We start from the raw sequence: 17,579 nt of genomic DNA, 5'->3' as shown, positions 1-17,579 counted from the left end.
GAGAAAACACGATGCAGGATGACCTTCGCGCCTTTATGCCCTATCCGCCGCATCCGGTGGCGCATGCGCTCAGCGGGCCGCTGAGCGGGTTAACCTTTGCGGTCAAAGATCTGTTCGACGTGGCGGGCTATCCGACCGGCGGCGGCAATCCGCATCTGCTGGCGCTGTCCGGGATTAAAAACCGCACCGCGCCGGTGGTGCAAACGTTGTTAGATAACGGCGCGCGCTTTATCGGTAAAACCCATACCAGCGAGCTGGCGTATTCGATGAGCGGGCACAACGTCCATTACGGCACCCCGCGCAACGGCGCCGCGCCGAACCATATTCCCGGCGGCTCTTCGTCCGGTTCGGCGTCAGCGGTATCGAACGAAGTGTGCGATTTTGCCCTCGGTACCGATACCGGCGGCTCGGTTCGGACGCCGGCGAGCTACTGCGGACTGTTCGGCCTGCGTCCGACCCACGGCCGTCTCTCCCTCGACGGCTGCCAGCCGCTGTGCGCCACCATGGATACCTGCGGTTTCTTTGCCCGCTCGCCGGAGGTCTTTTCCGCCGTCGCCGCCTGCCTGTTTGCCGATGAACGCGCGGATCTGAGCGGCGTTCGGCTGGCCTGTCATGATGGGCTGTTTTCCCGCCTGCCGCTGCGCAGCCAGCAGGCGCTGCAGCCGGTTCGCCAACGGCTGGCGCGCTTTTTCGGCGCGGTAACCCCGCTCGCCGCGCCGCTGCCGGACGTGGACGATATCTATCTCGCCTTTCGCCAGATTCAGGGCTACGAAGCGTGGCAGGCGCAGGGCGAAACCATTGAGCGCTACGGCCTGCAGCTAGGGCCGGACGTCCGCGAGCGCTTTTTTTGGGGCAAAGCGGTCACCCGCGCGCAGTTTGACGCCGCCTGCCAGCAGCGCGTGCGTTTTGCCGCCTGGTGGGACGCGCAGCTGGGCGATGCGGTACTGGTGATGCCGACCGTTCCCGACGGCGCGCCGCTGCTGACGGCGCAGGCCGAGGAGATAGAGGTGGTCCGCCGCCTGTCCCATGACCTGCTGTTAATTTCCGTGATGACCCAACGTCCGCAGGTGACGCTGCCGGTCGCCCAGACGGGCGGTCTGCCGCTGGGGATCTCATTTTTAGGGCCGCGCGGCAGCGATCGTCTGCTGGTTGAGCTGGCCGCCGCGTTTATGCAAGGAGACCGAAATGAGCAGTGATGTCCTTTTTACCCCGATGACCGACACCACCGACTACCGGATTAACGGCGAACGCCTGTGGAATTCGCTGATGACGCTGGCGGAAATCGGCGCCACGCCGAAGGGCGGTTGCTGTCGTCTGACGCTCACCGATCTTGACCGTCAGGGACGAGATTTGGTGATTAGCTGGGCGCAGGCGGCGGGGATGCGCGTCACCGTCGACAAAATCGGCAACGTCTTTATGCGCCGCGAAGGGCGTAATCCGGCGCTGCCGCCGATTGTCTCCGGCAGCCATATTGATACCCAGCCGACCGGCGGTAAATTTGATGGCAACTACGGCGTGCTGGCGGCGCTGGAGGTGGTGCGCACCCTGAACGATCGGGATATCGAAACCGAAGCGCCGATTGAAGTGGTGTTCTGGACCAACGAAGAGGGATCGCGCTTTGTGCCGGTGATGATGGGCTCCGGGGTGTTTGCCGGGGTTTTCCCGCTGGAAACCATTTATGCCGCTCAGGATGCGGACGGTAAAACCGTGGGCGAGGAGCTGGCGCGCATCGGCTATATCGGCAGCCAGACGCCGGGCGATCATCCGATTGGCGCCTACTTCGAAGCGCATATTGAACAAGGGCCGATTCTGGAGGATGAAGAGAAAATGATCGGTATCGTGCAGGGCGTGCTGGGGATCCGCTGGTATGACTGCGTGGTGACCGGCCAGGAGTCCCACGCCGGACCGACGCCGATGCGCCTGCGCCAGGATGCCTTACAGGTCGCCACCCGTATTATGCAGGAGGTGGTGGCGATTGCCGGGCGCAGCGACGAGGGGCGCGGTACGGTAGGGAGGGTGCAGGTCTATCCGAACAGCCGTAACGTGGTGCCGGGCGAGGTAACCTTTTCGATTGATATGCGCAATCTCAGCGATGCGCTGGTGGATGAGATGGACCGTCAGCTGCGGGCGTTTATCGCCGACGTAGAACGGGAGAGCGGCCTGAAGGTAGCGCTGAAAGAGGTGAGCCACTATCCGGCCGCGCCGTTCCACCCGGATTGCCAGGCGGCGATTGCCGACGCCGCGCAGCGTCTGGGCTATCCCGCGCGGGAGATTGTCTCCGGCGCCGGACACGACGCGGTGTATATGAGCTACCTGGCGCCAACCGGGATGATTTTTATCCCCTGCAAGGATGGGATCAGCCACAACGAAATCGAGTATGCGTCGCCGGAGCACGTTGAGGCCGGCGCGAACGTGCTGCTGCAGGTGATGCTGCAGTACGCGCGGGTAGTGTAAACGGCCGTTCTCCCCGGTGGCGCTGCGCTTACCGGGGCTACGGTTTCCAGCCGTCTGCGAAGGCGTCGCCCGGGTAAGGCGTTTACGCCGCGACCCGGGATTTGCGGGTTCTGCGCCTGAGGGAGGCAGATCGGGTAGCCCGGACAGGCGCGACGCGCCGCCTCCGGGAGATTTTCATGCAGCAGCGGATATGTCTCTGAAACAACGTGATATGCAGCGATGCCCTGGCCCCCGCTGAAATCGGCGAACCGGGAGATGAGCGCAGTGCGTAGCTCCGATTTCTTTGCGGGACCGCGGGGATTGTAAAGGGGGAGACGGTTTTCTCCCCCTTCACCCGTTCACGTTCCACGGTGAGACATTTTCTGCGGGATAATAGTGAACGGAACCCCTCAACACCGTCCCGGAGGCGGCGCTGCGCGCCTGTCCGGGCTACCAGGGCAATATTAGCAACCCGCCTTTGGGAACGGCTTCAGCGACCAAATTTACGCGAACCGACAACGCACAGAATCACGCCCAGCGTCACGGCCAGCATCACGGGGCTGACGGTTTCGTGCAACAGCGCCGCCGCCAGGCCAAGCCCGAAGAATGGCTGTAATAGCTGGAGCTGGCCGACGGCGGCGATACCGTCAGCGGCCAGCCCTTTGTACCAAAAGATAAAACCGATAAGCATACTGAAAACCGACACGTAGCCGAGCGCAGCCCAGGTCGATACCGTCAGGGCGCCCCATGACGCTGGCCGGGTCATCCACGAGGCCACCAGCATAAAAGGCAGCGCCATAATCAGCGCCCAGCTAATCACCTGCCAGCCGCCGAGCTCCCGGGTCAGCTTCGCGCCCTCCGCATAGCCCAGGCCGCAGACGATCACCGCCGCCAGCGTCAGCAGATCGCCGCTGAGCGACGCCGCCGCGTTTTGCGTCAGGGCGAATCCCACCACCAGCAGGCTGCCAATAACCGAAAAGATCCAGAAAGCGCGACGCGGACGTTCGCCGCCGCGCAGCACGCCAAAAATGGCCGTCGTCAGCGGCAAAAGCCCAAGAAAAACTATCGAATGCGCTGAAGTGACGTGTCGCAGCGCCAGCGCCGTGAGCAGCGGAAAACCGATCACCACCCCTGACGAGACAATCGCCAGCGGCATAAGCTGCGACAGGCGCGGGCGTTGTTGGCGAAAGCCGACCACCAGCACGATGGCCAGGAGCCCGGCGATGGAGGCGCGCAGAAAGGTCAATAGAAAAGGGTCCATCTCCAGCACCGCCAGACGCGTCGCGGGCAGCGAACCGCTAAAAATGATGACGCCCAGCAAACCATTAAGCCATCCGGACCACGGCCCCGGAGCTGTGTTATGAACCGCTGAATCTACCACGCTAACCTCGCAATATTGGCTGTGCAGTGCCCGCTTGAGCAATGTCTGAAGCGATGGTAGTGTTCTTAATCTAATACAATCAAATTATTGTCATAGATACATTCACCGATGAAAGCCCGATACAAAACCATTGTCGACAGATACGCGCAGGCGATTCATCGCGGACAGATGCCGGCCGGAACCCGTCTGCCGACCCATCGTACCCTTGCCGCCGATGAACGCATCTCGCTGGCCACGGCCACCCGCGTTTATCGTGAACTGGAAGCAATGGGGCTGGTCAGCGGCGAAACCGGGCGCGGCACCTTTGTGCGGGATATCTCGCTGCCGCCGGGGCACGGCGTCGATCAGCAGTCGGTGGCGGGCGATGTTATCGATCTCAACTTCAACTATCCTTCGCTGCCGGCGCAGGGGGATGCGCTGCGCGAGGCGCTCAGGCGGCGGGCGATGGCGGGGGATATTGAATCTCATCTGCGCTACCAGCCTCATGCCGGGCGGCTCTCCGAGCGCGAAACTATCGCCCGCCATTTGACCGGTAGCCGCTTTGCGCCCGACGCGGAAAACGTGCTGATCGTCAGCGGCGCCCAGCACGGGCTGGCGGTGACCGTGATGGGCCTTCTGCGCCCCGGCGATGTGGTGGCGGTTGATGCGCTGACCTACTCGGGCTTTAAGGCCCTGGCCGCGCTTTATCATCTGGAACTGGTGGCGATCCCCTGTCGCGCGGAGGGGCCGGATCTGCAAGCGCTTCACCAGCTGTGCCGGCAGCGGCGGGTACGGGCGGTTTATACCATGCCGACGCTGCACAATCCGCTCGGCTGGGTGCTCACTTCTCGCCAGCGGCAGGCGCTGACGGACCTCGCGCGCCTGCATGACCTGCTGATTATTGAAGATACCGCATACGCCTGGCTGGTCCGCAATCCGCCGCCGCCGCTGGCCAGCTATGCGCCGGAAAGAACGGTTTATATCACCGGTTTTTCGAAAAACGTCGCCACCGGGCTGCGCGTGGGGGCGGTTATCTGCCCGTCCCGCTATCGGTCTGAGATTGTACGCGCCATACGGGCCACGACGTGGAATACCCCTTCGCTGATGAGCTCGCTGATCTGCGCCTGGATTGATGATGGGACGGTTGCGCGTTTTGCGGCGCAGAAGCGACGGGATGCGCGGCTGCGGCAGTCGCTCGCGCGTGAGACGCTCGGCGCGCTTCCCTTTGTGAGCCATCCGAGTTCGTACTTCCTCTGGCTGCCTCTGGGCGAGGAGAGCCGGGCCGATCGGCTGGTGAAAATGCTGATGGATCGCCATATTTCCGTGTCGACCGCCGAACCGTTTTGCGCTGCCGCGAACGTGCCGCAGGCGCTCCGCATCGCCCTTGGTTCAGTCCCCTTGGATAGCCTGCGTGCGGCGCTGCTCCAGGTTCGCGAAGCCGTGGAGTTTGAACAATACCGCTAGTCCATCGGCGATCGTCGCCGGGATAATAACGATGGCGTTTTAGCTGCGTTATACAGGTTTACTTATCCGTAATCTTTTAATGGATAAATAGCAGGGTAATGATATTAAAATAAACGATTATTATTTATTTTAATGAATTATATGGATAATTTTAAATTTAATGACAATTTAAAATTGTTACTGTAGTGTACAAAAAATCATGTACGGTTGTGCTTTTGACGCTGAGCGCACGCACGTCCTGAAGATACTACGTCGTTAATCATTTCAGGGGCGGAGTGGCGCCCTGTTCTGTACAGGATCTTTTTTCAATGCAGCAGCTCTACATTTATATTCTGATCGCCAGTTTGACCATTGCCAGTCCCGGACCCGGAGTATTACTGACGCTGACCAACACGCTGAATTACAATCTGCGTAATGCGATGGCGGGGATCATCGGCGTGGCGGTTGGAATGGGGGTCATCTCGATTATTGCCGCCAGCAGCGTTGGCGTGCTGATTACCACTTCTCAGCTGACGCTGTTGATCGTCAAGGGGGTCGGGGCGGCCTATCTGATCTATCTGGGCATAAAACTCTATCGCTCGGTGCCCCGCGTACTGAATCAACCTCTCTCGTCTTCAGAGGACGTGATACCTTCCGCCAGCTACCGGTTTCGTCAGGGGTTGCTGGTGTCGCTATTTAATCCCAAACCCATTGTGTTTTTTATGGCGCTGTTCCCCCAGTTTATTCATCCCCAGCAGCCCTTTATTCCGCAGTTCAGCGTGCTGTCGATAACCTTCTGTATTCTGGTTGTTGTCATTCATTCACTCTACGGCCTTTTCGCACACAGCGTAAAAACGAAAATGTCGTCCGGGAATGCCTTTGTTAAGTTGAATAAAACCGGTGGCATCGTCTTTATGTGTTTTGCCGTCGGTCTGATTGTTTCCGCCGTTCACCCTTATTTGTCATCATGACCGTGAGGACGCGGGGCCCGGCGCTCAGCCCATCTGCGCCAGCTGGCCGCGCAGCACCTCCACGCCTTGTTCGATAGCGTCAGGATTAATGGCGTGAAACCCCATCCGGAAGAAGTTAGCCGGCGGCGCGTCGCTGAGGAAATGCCGCGCGCCGGGCTCAATCAGCACCCCGGCGTGGGCGGCGCGCCAGGTCAGCTGCTGGGTGTTGATTTGCTCCGGCGTGGCCAGCCAGAACGCGTTGGCGTGTTCGCTGCCGGGGATGATTTGGCACTCCGGCAGATGCTGCTGCAGCGCGTTGTTGAGACGGTCCCAGCGCTGGGCCGAGTCGTAATGGTAGCGCCGCAGGTGGGTTTCATAGTGGCCCTGGGCGAGGAAATGGGCCATCTGATACTGAATATTGGTCGGCGGATGGCGGTACACCAGACGGCGCAGCGCCCGGGCTTCATCAATCAGATCCGGGTCAGCGACCATAAAGCCCAGCCGCAGGCCCGGCGATAGCGCTTTTGACAGGCTGCTCACGTAGATCACTCTACCGCAGCGATCGCTGGCCTTCAGCGCCGGCAGCGGGTTGAGCATAAAGTTACTTTCAGAGTCGTAATCGTCCTCAATTATCACCGCGTCATGGTGAGCGGCATGCTCCAGCAGCTGGCTGCGCCGCGCTTTGCTCATGGCTACCCCGGTCGGCACCTGGTGGCCGGGCGTCACATAGTAGTAATCGCAGGGGGCGTCATTGAGGACGATCCCCTGCTCATCCACCGGATGCGGCACGATATCGGTATCGGCGAGCAGAAAGGTGTTAATGGCCTCGCGAAAACAGGGATTCTCCACGCCAACGCGCGTGCTGGATGACATCAGCAGGCGCGTCAGCAGGTAAAGCGCGTTTTGCGAACCGAGGGTAATCAGAATCTCGTCCGGCGAGGCGACAATGCCGCGCTTGGGCAGCACCCGGGTGCGGATCTGCTCAATCAGCATCGGTACGTCCTGATCGATATGATCCACCACCCACGCCGGGTCGCGCACGCCGCCGTGCAGCCAGTTTGCCGCCGAACGCCAGGTCGCCAGCGGAAACTGGCGGGTATCCGGCTGACCGTAGATAAACGGATAGCGGTAGTTCATCCAGCCGGCCGGTTTCAGAATCGACTCCTGCTGGCTGGGCGTGATTTGCAGCCGCGTGCCCCAGCGTGGTGCAGAACGCTCATCCTGGGGTGCAGCTTCCGGCGCGGCGGCGCGGCTGGCATGCTGATAATCCGGGTGCAGGTAGTAACCGCTGCGCGGACGGCTCAGCAGATAGCCTTCGTTAACCAGCCCCTCAAAAACCAGCGCCGTGGTGTTACGCGATACCCGCAGCTGGCTGGCCAGCTGGCGGCAGGAGGGAAGCGGCGTGTCGGCGGAAAAAATACCGCCCAGAATGGCGTTAATCAGCGTCTCGCGCACCTGCTCCTGCAAACCGCGGCGCGGGTCGAAATCAACGTGTAACAGGTGTCGGATCATGCCAGGCTCCTTACTCAAACGCTCAGTACAGAAACTCGAGCAAATTCCATACCACCCTGAGAATGACTGACACATCCGCGCGGTGAATCTGGCTCTATCCGGAAATTAAAAACGCTCCCTACAGTAAAAACGCATTCATCAGTCGCGGTTCGGAACTTCCGTCGGCACATATTTTGCAAAACCTTTTCATGTTCTGGAATGAACACGTCTGGCGAATTAATTAGGGGTGAATTAATGAACAAATCATTAGGTTCAATTTGTCTGGGCGCCATCATGGCGATGGCCTTTTCTTATCACGCAGCAGCCGCAGATCTTCCGGAAATAGAAAAATCCGGCACCCTGAAAGTCGCGACCGAAGATGATTACGCGCCTTTTAACTTTATGAATAACGGCCAGGCGGATGGCTTTAACAAAGATATGCTCGATGAATTACGTAAATACGCGAAATTCAACGTTGACCAGAGCATTCTGCCGTGGACCGGATTATTGGCGGCGGTTTCCACCGGGCAATACGATATGGCGTTAACCGGCGCGGTGATTACCGACGACCGTCTCAAGGTTTTTGATTTCACGCCGCCGTGGGCGTCAGCGCAGCACTATTTTGTTAAACGCGCGGGCGATAACTCCCTGAACACCATTGCCGAACTGAGCGGGAAAAAAGTGGGCGTCCAGGCGGGCAGCGCGCTGCTGGCGCGGCTGCCGGAACTGAAAGCGATGCTGGAGAAAACCGGCGGCAAGCTGGGGCCGGTGGTGGAGTATCCCTCCTATCCTGAAGCCTACGCCGACCTTGCCAACAAACGGCTGGATTACGTGATTAACGTGGTTATCTCAGTCAACGATCTGGCGAAGGCCAAACCGAAGGTGTTCGCCAAGGGGCTGGCGGTATCCGGCCCGGGCTATATGGCGTGGCCGATCCCGAAAAACTCGCCGCAGCTGCTGGCCTATATGACCAAATTTATGAACCACATGAAGGAGACCGGCAAGCTCGCGGAACTACAGAAAAAGTGGTTTGGCGAAACCTATGACGATCTTCCGAACGTGCCAATCACCAGCCCGGAACAGTTCCATAAATTAGCCGGTCTGTAATGGGTTCTGCGGCGGGAAACCGCCGCCTGTTTAGGTGAAGGAGGGCTTCATGGATGCAATTTCCTGGCAGTTACTGATTGAAGGCGCATGGACGACCCTCTGGATTTCGGCCATCGCCATTGCTTTTGGCGTGGCGATCGGTCTGCTGATTGCCCTGGTGCGCATGTTGCGTATCCCGGTTATCGATCAGCTGCTGGTGGTCTATATCAGCCTTGCCCGCGCGACGCCGCTGGTCACGCTGGTGCTGTTCCTGTTTCTTTCTCTGCCGACCGTCGGGATCAACCTCGATAAAAACGTCGCGGCGATTGTGGCGCTGACGCTCAATACCTCGGCCTTTAACGCCGAAATCTGGCGCAACGCCTTTCGCACCTTCCCCCGCGAACAGCGGGAAGCGGCGGAGTCGGTAGGAATGCGTCGCTGGGCCTACTTCCGCTATATCATGCTGCCGCAGATGTGGATTGAAAGCCTGCCCGCGCTGGTTAACGAGATGTCGTTCCTGATCAAGGGTAGCCCGGCCATTGCGGTGATTGGCGTGGTGGATTTGACGCGCGTCACTAACCGAATTTCCTCGGTCACCTATGAACCTCTTTCGCCAATTCTGGCGGCGGGTCTACTGTACGTGGTGATTATTGGCCTGCTGCTGAAACTGCAGGGGATGGCCGAGCGTAAAGCGAAACGTCTGGCGCGATAAATACAGGAGGTGCTATGAATCAGTGGGCCGTTATCTGGTCGGTGCGCGACAGCTTTATTGCCGGTTTACTCGCCACCCTTGAGCTTTTTATTACCGCGGCCATCGCCGGATTAATTATCGGTGTGGTCCTGTGCTATTTAACCGAATATCAAAAGAAAACCCTTAACCGGCTTATTATTGCCTTTGTTAGCTTAATGCGGGCGATTCCTTTTTTGATTCTTGCCTATTTGCTCTATTACGGGCTACCGCAAGTTGGTATTAGTATGGAACCCTGGACCGCAGGCCTAATCGCCTTAGTTATCTACCACGGCGCCTATTTTTTTGAGATTTTACGCAGCCAGCGTCGGGTATTTTCCGGTGGCTATATCGAGGCCGCGGTGGCGCAGGGATTTTCGCGCTACAAAATATTCCGCCGCATTATTCTGCCCAATATTCTCTCTTCAGCGCTACCGCTGATGGGCAACCAGCTGATTATCTGCCTGAAAGATACCGCGTTTCTCAGCATTATCACCGTCCAGGAGATAACCGCTGCGGCTAACAGCGTGCAGGCCACTTATTTTATCCCGTTTAACGCCTTTATCGTCGCGATTGGGCTCTACTGGGCGATCAGCATCCTGCTGGAGCTGCTGATTAAGCGTCTGAGCGCCTGGGGAGTCAGAAGAGGAATGAGTCATGTCTGATACCACTGCAGTAAGCGTCAAAAACGTCTCTAAACAGTTTGATAACGTTGAAGTTCTTCGTGATATCAACCTGACGGTAGAGAAGGGGACCGTGGTGAGCATTCTCGGCTCGTCGGGGTCGGGTAAATCGACGCTGCTGCGCTGCATGAACTGGCTGGAACAGCCGGATCGCGGCGAGATCCGCATCAGCGGCCAGCGGCTGGGTATTGATGAGCATAATGGCCGGGCGATGTCCCACCGCCAGCTGTCGAAAATCCGCGAGCGGGTTGGCATGGTGTTCCAGAGCTTTAACCTGTGGCCGCACCTGACGGTGCAGCAGAACGTCAGCGAAGCGCTGCTGCACGTGAAGGGGATGAAGCGTGATGAAGCGAAAGCCATCGCCATGCAGCAGCTGGAGAAAGTGGGGATGGCGCATAAAGCCGACGTTTATCCGATTACGCTCTCTGGCGGACAGAAGCAGCGGGTGGCGATTGCCCGTTCGCTGGCGATGTCGCCGGAGGTCATTCTGTTTGATGAGCCGACCTCGGCGCTGGACCCCGAGCTGGTCAACGAGGTGCTGGGCGTGATGAAGGCGCTGGCCGCCGAGGGCTACACGATGGTGGTGGTGACTCATGAGATGGATTTTGCGCGCCAGGTCTCGGATGAGGTGGTGTTTCTCGAAAAAGGGTTGTTGATTGAGAAAGCGCCGCCGGAGAAGTTTTTTAGCAACCCGGATTCCGAGCGCGTCAGGCAGTTTTTGCAGAGCAGCCGGTAAGCATCAGCGGCCAATCTCCCCGGTGGCGCTGCGCTTACCGGGGCTACGGGTTTCCAGCCGTCTGCGAAGGAGTATCCGGGTATGGCATTTACGCCGCGACCCGGGATTTTCGGGCTCGGTGTTGGAGGGTGGCAGATTGGGTAGATACTGTGAACGCCTGCAACTCTTTTCACCATTGTCATCTTCTCCGGCTCCCGGATGACAGGCACAACAACGACAGCGACATCCCGCGCTGTCGTTTCAGCCGGCACGCTTTCTTACGCTATCAACAGCTCATGCTGTGACGCATCGAACGCCTTTCCTGACTTCAGTACACCGTACGCCACCTGCGCCAGCTTTCGCATCATCGCCCCTATGATGACTTTCGCACGCTTACCATTCCCTTCCAGCCTTTTCCTGAACGCTTTTCCCCACGCCGTATGGTACAGCGCCGATAACGCTGGCATGTATAGCGCTTTGCGCAGATGAACCGGTCCCGCTTTGCTCATCCGGCTCGCCCGCATCACGCTGCTGCCTGACTCATGCTGCACCGGCGTCAGTCCTGCATACGCCGCGAACTGCCGCCCTGTACCGAACTTCAGCTTCAGGCCCGTATACGCCAGCAGAACCGCCGCCGTTTTCTCTCCGATGCCCGGGATACTGTTCAGCAGCTTCCGCCGTTGTTTCATATCCGGGTCATTATCCGTCAGGTCTTTTATCTGTTTTTCGATACGCGCCAGCTCCGCGCTCAGACACCCCAGCAGGATATCAATGCTGGTCAGCTGAACTTCCGGCGCGGTTTCCCGCCGGTTTTTCTCCTGTGTCTGCATCTCTGTCAGCGCCTGATGGCGTAACACCAGGGCTTTCAGTGCCCGCTCTGTCGGATGGGGGGCCTCCCAGGCTGGCGGGCGTTTTTCCCGGCAGAAGTGAGCCAGCATACGGGCGTCCACTTTGTCGGTTTTACTGCGCAACCCCTCACTCTGTGCGAAAGCTTTACTGAGGGCGGGGTTGATGACGGACACGGTATACCCGGCATCACTCAGATGCGCGGCCGCGTCTTCCATGTAGGTGCTGGTGGATTCCATGCAGACATGGGCACGGTTCACATCATGGCCGCGAAGCCAGCGGACCAGCGCTTCGTGCCCGGAGAGGGTATTGTCAAATTTTTTACAACGATGCCGGCCATCAGGGCGAAGAATATCGACATCCAGTTTAGCTTTGGCGACATCAATACCGATGAAGTGGAGTTCATTTTCCATAGTGAAACCAACCTTGCGAATACGGGTTACCGGTGAAAGCCGGTCCATGATACTGTCCGGTTTATCACATGAGAAAGAACGGCGGTCCGGTGCAAAGGATCTACGGAACAGGCGCGAAAGCCTAAGCCCGGACACGGCATCCGGACCGCCATCAGAGAGAACTGGCCGGTTCTTTCTGACGGGTTAATCATACAAGCCCGGACAGGCGCGTAAGCGCCGCCTCCGGGAGATTTTCATGCAGCAGCGGATATGTCTCTGAAACAACGTGATATGCAGCGATGCCCTGGCCCCCGCTGAAATCGGCGAACCTGAGGTCCGGGAGGTGAGCGCAGTGCGCAGCACCGATTTCTTTGCGGGACCGCGGGGATTGTAAAGGGGGAGACGGTTTTCTCCCCCTTTACCCGTTCACGTACCACGGTGAGACATTTTCTGCGGGATAATAGTGAACGGAACCCCTCAACACCGTCCCGGAGGCGGCGCTTATCGCGCCTGTCCGGGCTACCAGGCCCGAGCGCGATGTCTGATGCGCGTCTCCGGTCTACCAAACCTTAATCCCGATCGATGGCGAACGGCTGCCAGGCCTGGCGCACCGGCATCACCTCGACCCGGTTGATATTCATATGATCCGGCAGCGTGGCGATGTAAAACATCTGTTCGGCAATATCCCGCGCGCTCAGCGGCGTGGTGCCGCGATACAGGTTGTCCGACGCCGCCTGGTCGCCTTTGGTGCGCACCAGGGTAAATTCCGTCTCGGCAATCCCCGGCGCGAGATCGGTCACGCGCACCCCGGTCCCGAGCAGATCGCAGCGCAGGTTATAGCTAAACTGCTTCACGAAAGCCTTGCTGGCGCCGTAGACGTGGCTGCCGGGATAGGGCCACTGCCCGGCGATAGAGCCGATATTGATGATGCTCGCCCCCGCGCCGTGGTTAATCAGCGTCGGCAGCAGCGCGTGGGTCACGTTGACCAGCCCGGTGACGTTGGTGTCGATCATCGTTTTCCAGTCGTCCAGATCCACTTTCTGCGCGGGCTGCGGCGACAGCGCCAGTCCGGCGTTGTTAATCAATGTCGTGATGTCGGCGAAATCAGCGGGCAGGGCCGCCACGGCCGCGGCGACCGAATCGCTATCGCGCACGTCGAGTTCGATAATATGCACCGGTACCTGCGAGGCGAGCTTATCCTGTAACGTCTTCAGCCGCTCAAAACGGCGTCCGCTCAGCACCAGCGACCAGCCCGCATCGGCGAAGACCTGCGCCGCCGCTTCCCCAAAACCCGAGGTCGCCCCGGTAATAAACACCACTTTGCTCGTTGCCATTTCATTCTCCTGTGCAGGTTGTCGTTCCCACTATAGAAACCCCGCGCGCGCGGGCACAGGGCCAGTCGGCGCGCGGCGATGTGACACGGTGTCACATCATTTTCGCCTGACTGGCTCTATCCGTTTCTTCCCTGAACGGCCAATGATGAGGCCAACAACAACGACATGAGAGAGGGCAGGGTATGAAGCTGGCACTACAGAACGAGGTAGCGATAAGCAATGATGAAGTTCGGCAGCTGGATCGCGCTTATGTGTTTCATTCATGGTCGATGCAGGGCAATTTACATCCGCTGGTGATCGCCGGGGCAAAAGGCTGCGAGCTGTGGGATTACGAAGGCAATACTTACCTCGATTTCAGCAGCCAACTGGTCAACGTCAACATTGGCTATCAGCACCCTCGCGTACTGGCGGCGATGAAGGCCCAGCTGGAAGCGCTGGTGACTATCGCTCCCGCCACCGCCAACCTCGCCCGCGGCGAAGCGGCGAAGCGGATTGTCGAGCTGGCGCCGGAAGGCTTTAGCAAAGTGTTCTTCACCAACGCCGGCGCCGACGCCAATGAGAACGCCATCCGTATGGCGCGGCTCTATACCGGGCGCGATAAAGTGCTCTCCGCCTATCGTTCCTATCACGGCAATACCGGCAGCGCGATTGCCGCCACCGGCGACTGGCGGCGCGTACCGAACGAGTATTCGCGCGGTCACGTTCACTTCTTTAACCCCTATCTCTACCGCAGCGAATTTAACGCCACGACGGAAGAAGAGGAGTGCCAGCGCGCGCTGGCCCATCTGCGGCGGATGATCGAATGTGAAGGCCCGAACGCGATTGCCGCGATTCTGCTGGAGTCGATCCCGGGGACCGCCGGGATTCTGGTGCCGCCGGAGGGCTATATGCAGGGCGTGCGGGCGCTGGCTGACGAGTTCGGTATTATATTGATCCTCGATGAAGTGATGGCCGGTTTTGGCCGCACCGGGAGCTGGTTTGCCTTCGAGCAGGACGGCGTGGTGCCGGATCTGGTGACGTTCGCCAAAGGGGTTAACGCCGGCTACGTCCCGGCCGGCGGCGTGCTGATCAGCGAGCCGATCGCCCGCTACTTTGATGACCATTTCTTTGCCGGCGGCCTGACCTATTCCGGCCATCCGCTGGCGATGGCGGCGATTGTCGCCACCATTGACGCGATGAAAGAAGAGAAGGTGGTAGAGAACGCGGCGACCATCGGCAACGAGGTGCTGCGTCCGGGGCTGGAAGCGCTGGCGGAGAAGCACGCGATTATCGGCAACGTGCGCGGCCGCGGTCTGTTCCAGGCGCTGGAGCTGGTTAGCAGCCGCGAACATAAAACGCCGCTGGGCGCTGCCGATATGGCGGCCATTAAAGGCGCGTTGACCGAAGCCGGCCTTCTGGCGTTCGTCGTGGAAAATCGCATTCACGTGGTGCCGCCGTGCACCATCAGCGCCGAACAGGTGGCAAAAGGGCTGGCGATTTTTGATGCGGTATTCGCCCGCTTCGCGAGCCTGGCGAAGTAAGGGGATGATTTCCCGGGTCGCGGCGTAACCGCCTGACCCGGGCCACCTACTCGTAGCCCCGCTAAGCCTCGCGCGAACGGGGCTGATTTTCATCCCATCTTAACTCAATAGCTTATTCTGCCAGCATCTTCCTGCAATCCGGGTTTCTTGATATAACAACCTGATAACACTACGGGAGAGATAAGCGTGCCGGAAATCAATGAGTTTGGTCAGCAGGTCAACGATCGCGTGCCCGGGTGGCAGGGCGCGGGGCTTCTGCGCCGCACGGCGTTAAATGGCCGCTTTTGCCGGCTGGAGCCGCTGGATACCGAGCGGCACGCGGCGGATCTGTTTGCCGCCTACACCCTCGGCGACGACAGCGACTGGACGTGGCTTGCCAGCAACTGTCCGCAGAGCGTGGAGTCAACGGCGCACTGGATTACCGGCAAGGTCATGGACGATGGGCTGGTGCCGTATGCGGTTATCGATCTCCACGCCGAGCGGGCCGTCGGGCTGGTCAGCTATATGGCGATTGAGCGGGCGATGGGCACGGTGGAGATAGGGCACGTCACCTGGTCGCGGGCGATGAAAAATACGCCGCTCGGGACCGAGGCAGTTTGGCTGCTGCTGCAAAATGGTTTTGCTCACGGCTATCGTCGGCTGGAGTGGAAATGCGACTCAATGAATCTCGCCTCCCGCCGCGCCGCCGACCGGCTGGGGTTTACCTGGGAAGGGCGTCTTCGCCAGAGGATGGTGCGTAAAGGACGCACCCGCGATAGCGATATGCTGTCGATTATCGATAGCGAATGGCCCGCGCGCGACGTGGCGCTGCGAGCGTGGCTGGCGCCGGAGAATTTTGATGCTGATGGACGGCAGATAAAGCGGCTGGAAGATTTTCGCTAGTTTTCCCTTACCCTAACCCTCTCCGCAGGGAGAGGGGCGGGGCTTACTCTTACCGCCGAACCGGCGCGCCGTTCGCCACATAGTACGCCGCGGTGCTCTTCGGCAGCGGCTGGCGGCCGCGAATGGCATCGGCCATTTTTTCGCCAATCATAATCGTGGTCGCGTTAAGGTTGCCGGTAATAATCTGCGGCATAATCGAGGCGTCGACCACGCGCAGGCCTTCCAGCCCGTGAACCCGACCTTCGCCATCCACCACCGCCATCTCGTCGTAGCCCATCTTGCAGGTACCGCAGGGGTGGAAGGCGGTTTCCGCATGGTTGCGTACGAACTCATCCAGTTCGGCATCGCTCTGGCACTCAATGCCCGGGCTGATCTCCCGGCCGCGATAGTTATCCAGCGCCGGCTGGCTCATGATCTCACGGGTGATGCGAATGGCGTCGCGGAACTCCTGCCAGTCCTGTTCATGCGACATATAGTTGAACAGGATCGCCGGATGCTGGTGCGGGTCGCGCGATTTCAGACGCACGTGGCCGCGGCTCGGGGAGCGCATGGAACCGACGTGGCACTGGAATCCGTGCTCTTTCACCGCGTTTGAACCGTTGTAGTTAATCGCCACCGGCAGGAAGTGGTACTGAATATTCGGCCACGCAAACGCCTCGCGGCTGCGGATAAATCCGCCCGCTTCAAACTGGTTGCTGGCGCCGATGCCGGTCCCGCCGAACAGCCACTCGGCGCCGATTTTCGGCTGATTCCACCACTGCAGCGCCGGGTAGAGCGACACCGGCTCTTTACATTCGTACTGCAGGTACATCTCCAGATGATCCTGCAGGTTCTCGCCGACGCCGGGCAGGGCGTGAACCAGCGGAATATCGAACTGGCGCAACAGTTCCGGGCTGCCGACGCCGGAGCGCTGCAGGATCTGCGGCGAGGCGATAGCGCCCGCGCAGAGCAGCACTTCTTTATTAGCGGTGGCTTTTGACGGCGCGGTGCTGTCGCCCTCCAGCCATTCGACGCCGACGGCGCGCTTGCTGGCAAAAATAATATGATCGGTCAGCGCGTGGGTGCGAATAGTCAAATTAGGACGCGCGCGGGCCTGGTCGAGATAGCCGCGCGCGGTGCTGGCGCGGCGTCCCTGCGGCGTCACGGTACGATCCATCGGGCCAAACCCTTCCTGCTGGTAGCCGTTGAGATCGTCGGTGCGCGGGTAGCCGGCCTGTACGCCGGCTTCAATCATCGCGTGGAACAGCGGATTATTGCCCTGCTTTGGCGTGGTGACGCTGACCGGGCCGTCGCCGCCGTGGTAGTCGTTGGCGCCGATATCGCGGGTTTCCGCTTTGCGGTAGTAGGGCAGGCAGTCGAGGTAGCTCCAGTGCTCAAGCCCCGGCGCCGAGGCCCAGTTATCAAGATCCATAGCGTTGCCGCGGATATAGCACATGCCGTTGATTAACGAGGATCCGCCGAGGCCCTTCCCGCGTCCGCACTCCATGCGGCGATGGTTCATATGCGGTTCAGGCTCGGTCTCGTAGGCCCAGTTATAGCGCCGACCCTGTAGGGGAAAGGCCAGCGCGGCGGGCATCTGGGTGCGGAAGTCGAAACGGTAATCCGGGCCGCCCGCTTCCAGCAGCAGGACGGTGGTATCGGGATCTTCCGTCAGTCGTGTAGCCAGTACGTTGCCGGCGGAACCGGCACCAATAATAATGTAGTCAAACTGCAAAAA

The 17,579-nt window shown here is 59.6% G+C and carries 15 protein-coding genes; 10 read left to right on the top strand and 5 right to left on the bottom strand.

Annotated features, from left to right (window positions below):
- Nucleotides 1-11: 11 nt before the first annotated feature.
- Both ACE3MN_RS19550 and ACE3MN_RS19545 read left to right on the top strand, forming a co-directional pair.
- Nucleotides 12-1,196: an amidase gene (locus ACE3MN_RS19550; RefSeq protein WP_024358865.1), complete on the top strand. Its 1,185-nt coding sequence runs from the start codon at nucleotides 12-14 to the stop codon at nucleotides 1,194-1,196.
- Nucleotides 1,186-2,454 (top strand): Zn-dependent hydrolase, encoded by a 1,269-nt coding sequence (locus tag ACE3MN_RS19545; protein ID WP_286454294.1) that lies wholly within the window; start codon nucleotides 1,186-1,188, stop codon nucleotides 2,452-2,454. The genes ACE3MN_RS19550 and ACE3MN_RS19545 overlap by 11 nt, the downstream gene beginning before the upstream one ends.
- A gap of 469 nt (nucleotides 2,455-2,923) precedes the next feature.
- Here ACE3MN_RS19545 and ACE3MN_RS19540 read toward each other — a convergent pair whose 3' ends face one another.
- Nucleotides 2,924-3,814: a DMT family transporter gene (locus ACE3MN_RS19540; protein ID WP_375364142.1), complete on the bottom strand. Its 891-nt coding sequence runs from the start codon at nucleotides 3,812-3,814 to the stop codon at nucleotides 2,924-2,926.
- 108 nt (nucleotides 3,815-3,922) lie between these two features.
- On the opposite strand from ACE3MN_RS19540, the gene ACE3MN_RS19535 reads away from it, so the two are divergent.
- Both ACE3MN_RS19535 and ACE3MN_RS19530 read left to right on the top strand, forming a co-directional pair.
- Entirely contained in the window at nucleotides 3,923-5,257 is a 1,335-nt protein-coding gene (locus ACE3MN_RS19535) for a PLP-dependent aminotransferase family protein (protein ID WP_375364141.1), read from the top strand.
- 308 nt (nucleotides 5,258-5,565) lie between these two features.
- The gene (locus ACE3MN_RS19530) at nucleotides 5,566-6,207 is read left to right on the top strand and encodes a LysE family translocator (protein ID WP_024358862.1); all 642 of its coding nucleotides are present in this window, start codon (nucleotides 5,566-5,568) and stop codon (nucleotides 6,205-6,207) included.
- Nucleotides 6,208-6,231: 24 nt separating this feature from the next.
- On the opposite strand, the gene ACE3MN_RS19525 is transcribed toward ACE3MN_RS19530, so the two are convergent.
- Nucleotides 6,232-7,698: a PLP-dependent aminotransferase family protein gene (locus ACE3MN_RS19525; protein WP_024358861.1), complete on the bottom strand. Its 1,467-nt coding sequence runs from the start codon at nucleotides 7,696-7,698 to the stop codon at nucleotides 6,232-6,234.
- Nucleotides 7,699-7,932: 234 nt separating this feature from the next.
- On the opposite strand from ACE3MN_RS19525, the gene ACE3MN_RS19520 reads away from it, so the two are divergent.
- Genes ACE3MN_RS19520 through ACE3MN_RS19505 form a run of 4 tightly spaced genes read left to right on the top strand, consistent with a single transcriptional unit; the run spans nucleotide 7,933 to nucleotide 10,909 of the window.
- The gene (locus ACE3MN_RS19520) at nucleotides 7,933-8,784 is read left to right on the top strand and encodes a transporter substrate-binding domain-containing protein (protein ID WP_004132430.1); all 852 of its coding nucleotides are present in this window, start codon (nucleotides 7,933-7,935) and stop codon (nucleotides 8,782-8,784) included.
- Between the two features lie 49 nt (nucleotides 8,785-8,833).
- Complete coding sequence (locus ACE3MN_RS19515; RefSeq protein ID WP_004132432.1) at nucleotides 8,834-9,475, top strand: amino acid ABC transporter permease; 642 nt, start codon at nucleotides 8,834-8,836, stop codon at nucleotides 9,473-9,475.
- A 14-nt stretch (nucleotides 9,476-9,489) separates the two neighbouring features.
- Nucleotides 9,490-10,155, top strand: a complete 666-nt coding sequence (locus tag ACE3MN_RS19510; protein ID WP_004132434.1) for an amino acid ABC transporter permease — start codon at nucleotides 9,490-9,492, stop codon at nucleotides 10,153-10,155.
- Nucleotides 10,148-10,909, top strand: a complete 762-nt coding sequence (locus ACE3MN_RS19505; RefSeq protein ID WP_024358860.1) for an amino acid ABC transporter ATP-binding protein — start codon at nucleotides 10,148-10,150, stop codon at nucleotides 10,907-10,909. The genes ACE3MN_RS19510 and ACE3MN_RS19505 overlap by 8 nt, the downstream gene beginning before the upstream one ends.
- Nucleotides 10,910-11,166: 257 nt before the next feature.
- Here ACE3MN_RS19505 and ACE3MN_RS19500 read toward each other — a convergent pair whose 3' ends face one another.
- Together ACE3MN_RS19500 and ACE3MN_RS19495 are read right to left on the bottom strand one after the other, a co-directional pair.
- A complete protein-coding gene (locus ACE3MN_RS19500) occupies nucleotides 11,167-12,147 on the bottom strand; it encodes an IS110 family transposase (RefSeq protein ID WP_049130515.1) in 981 nt (326 codons plus the stop codon).
- A gap of 548 nt (nucleotides 12,148-12,695) precedes the next feature.
- Nucleotides 12,696-13,460, bottom strand: coding sequence for an SDR family NAD(P)-dependent oxidoreductase (locus ACE3MN_RS19495; protein WP_049087080.1), 765 nt, complete (start codon nucleotides 13,458-13,460; stop codon nucleotides 12,696-12,698).
- A gap of 182 nt (nucleotides 13,461-13,642) precedes the next feature.
- Here ACE3MN_RS19495 and ACE3MN_RS19490 point away from each other — a divergent pair, with 182 nt between their 5' ends.
- Together ACE3MN_RS19490 and ACE3MN_RS19485 are read left to right on the top strand one after the other, a co-directional pair.
- Complete coding sequence (locus ACE3MN_RS19490; protein WP_064371454.1) at nucleotides 13,643-14,980, top strand: aspartate aminotransferase family protein; 1,338 nt, start codon at nucleotides 13,643-13,645, stop codon at nucleotides 14,978-14,980.
- Nucleotides 14,981-15,166: 186 nt separating this feature from the next.
- Nucleotides 15,167-15,862 (top strand): GNAT family N-acetyltransferase, encoded by a 696-nt coding sequence (locus ACE3MN_RS19485; protein WP_286454296.1) that lies wholly within the window; start codon nucleotides 15,167-15,169, stop codon nucleotides 15,860-15,862.
- 49 nt (nucleotides 15,863-15,911) lie between these two features.
- Here the strand turns inward: ACE3MN_RS19485 and betA are convergent, their stop codons facing one another.
- Nucleotides 15,912-17,576, bottom strand: a complete 1,665-nt coding sequence (betA, locus tag ACE3MN_RS19480; RefSeq protein ID WP_134878615.1) for a choline dehydrogenase — start codon at nucleotides 17,574-17,576, stop codon at nucleotides 15,912-15,914.
- Nucleotides 17,577-17,579: the final 3 nt, after the last annotated feature.

It is taken from the genome of Klebsiella grimontii (assembly GCF_042137965.1).
GTDB classification, from domain to species: Bacteria; Pseudomonadota; Gammaproteobacteria; order Enterobacterales; family Enterobacteriaceae; genus Klebsiella; species Klebsiella grimontii.
This window is presented reverse-complemented; position numbering and strand designations above follow the sequence as displayed.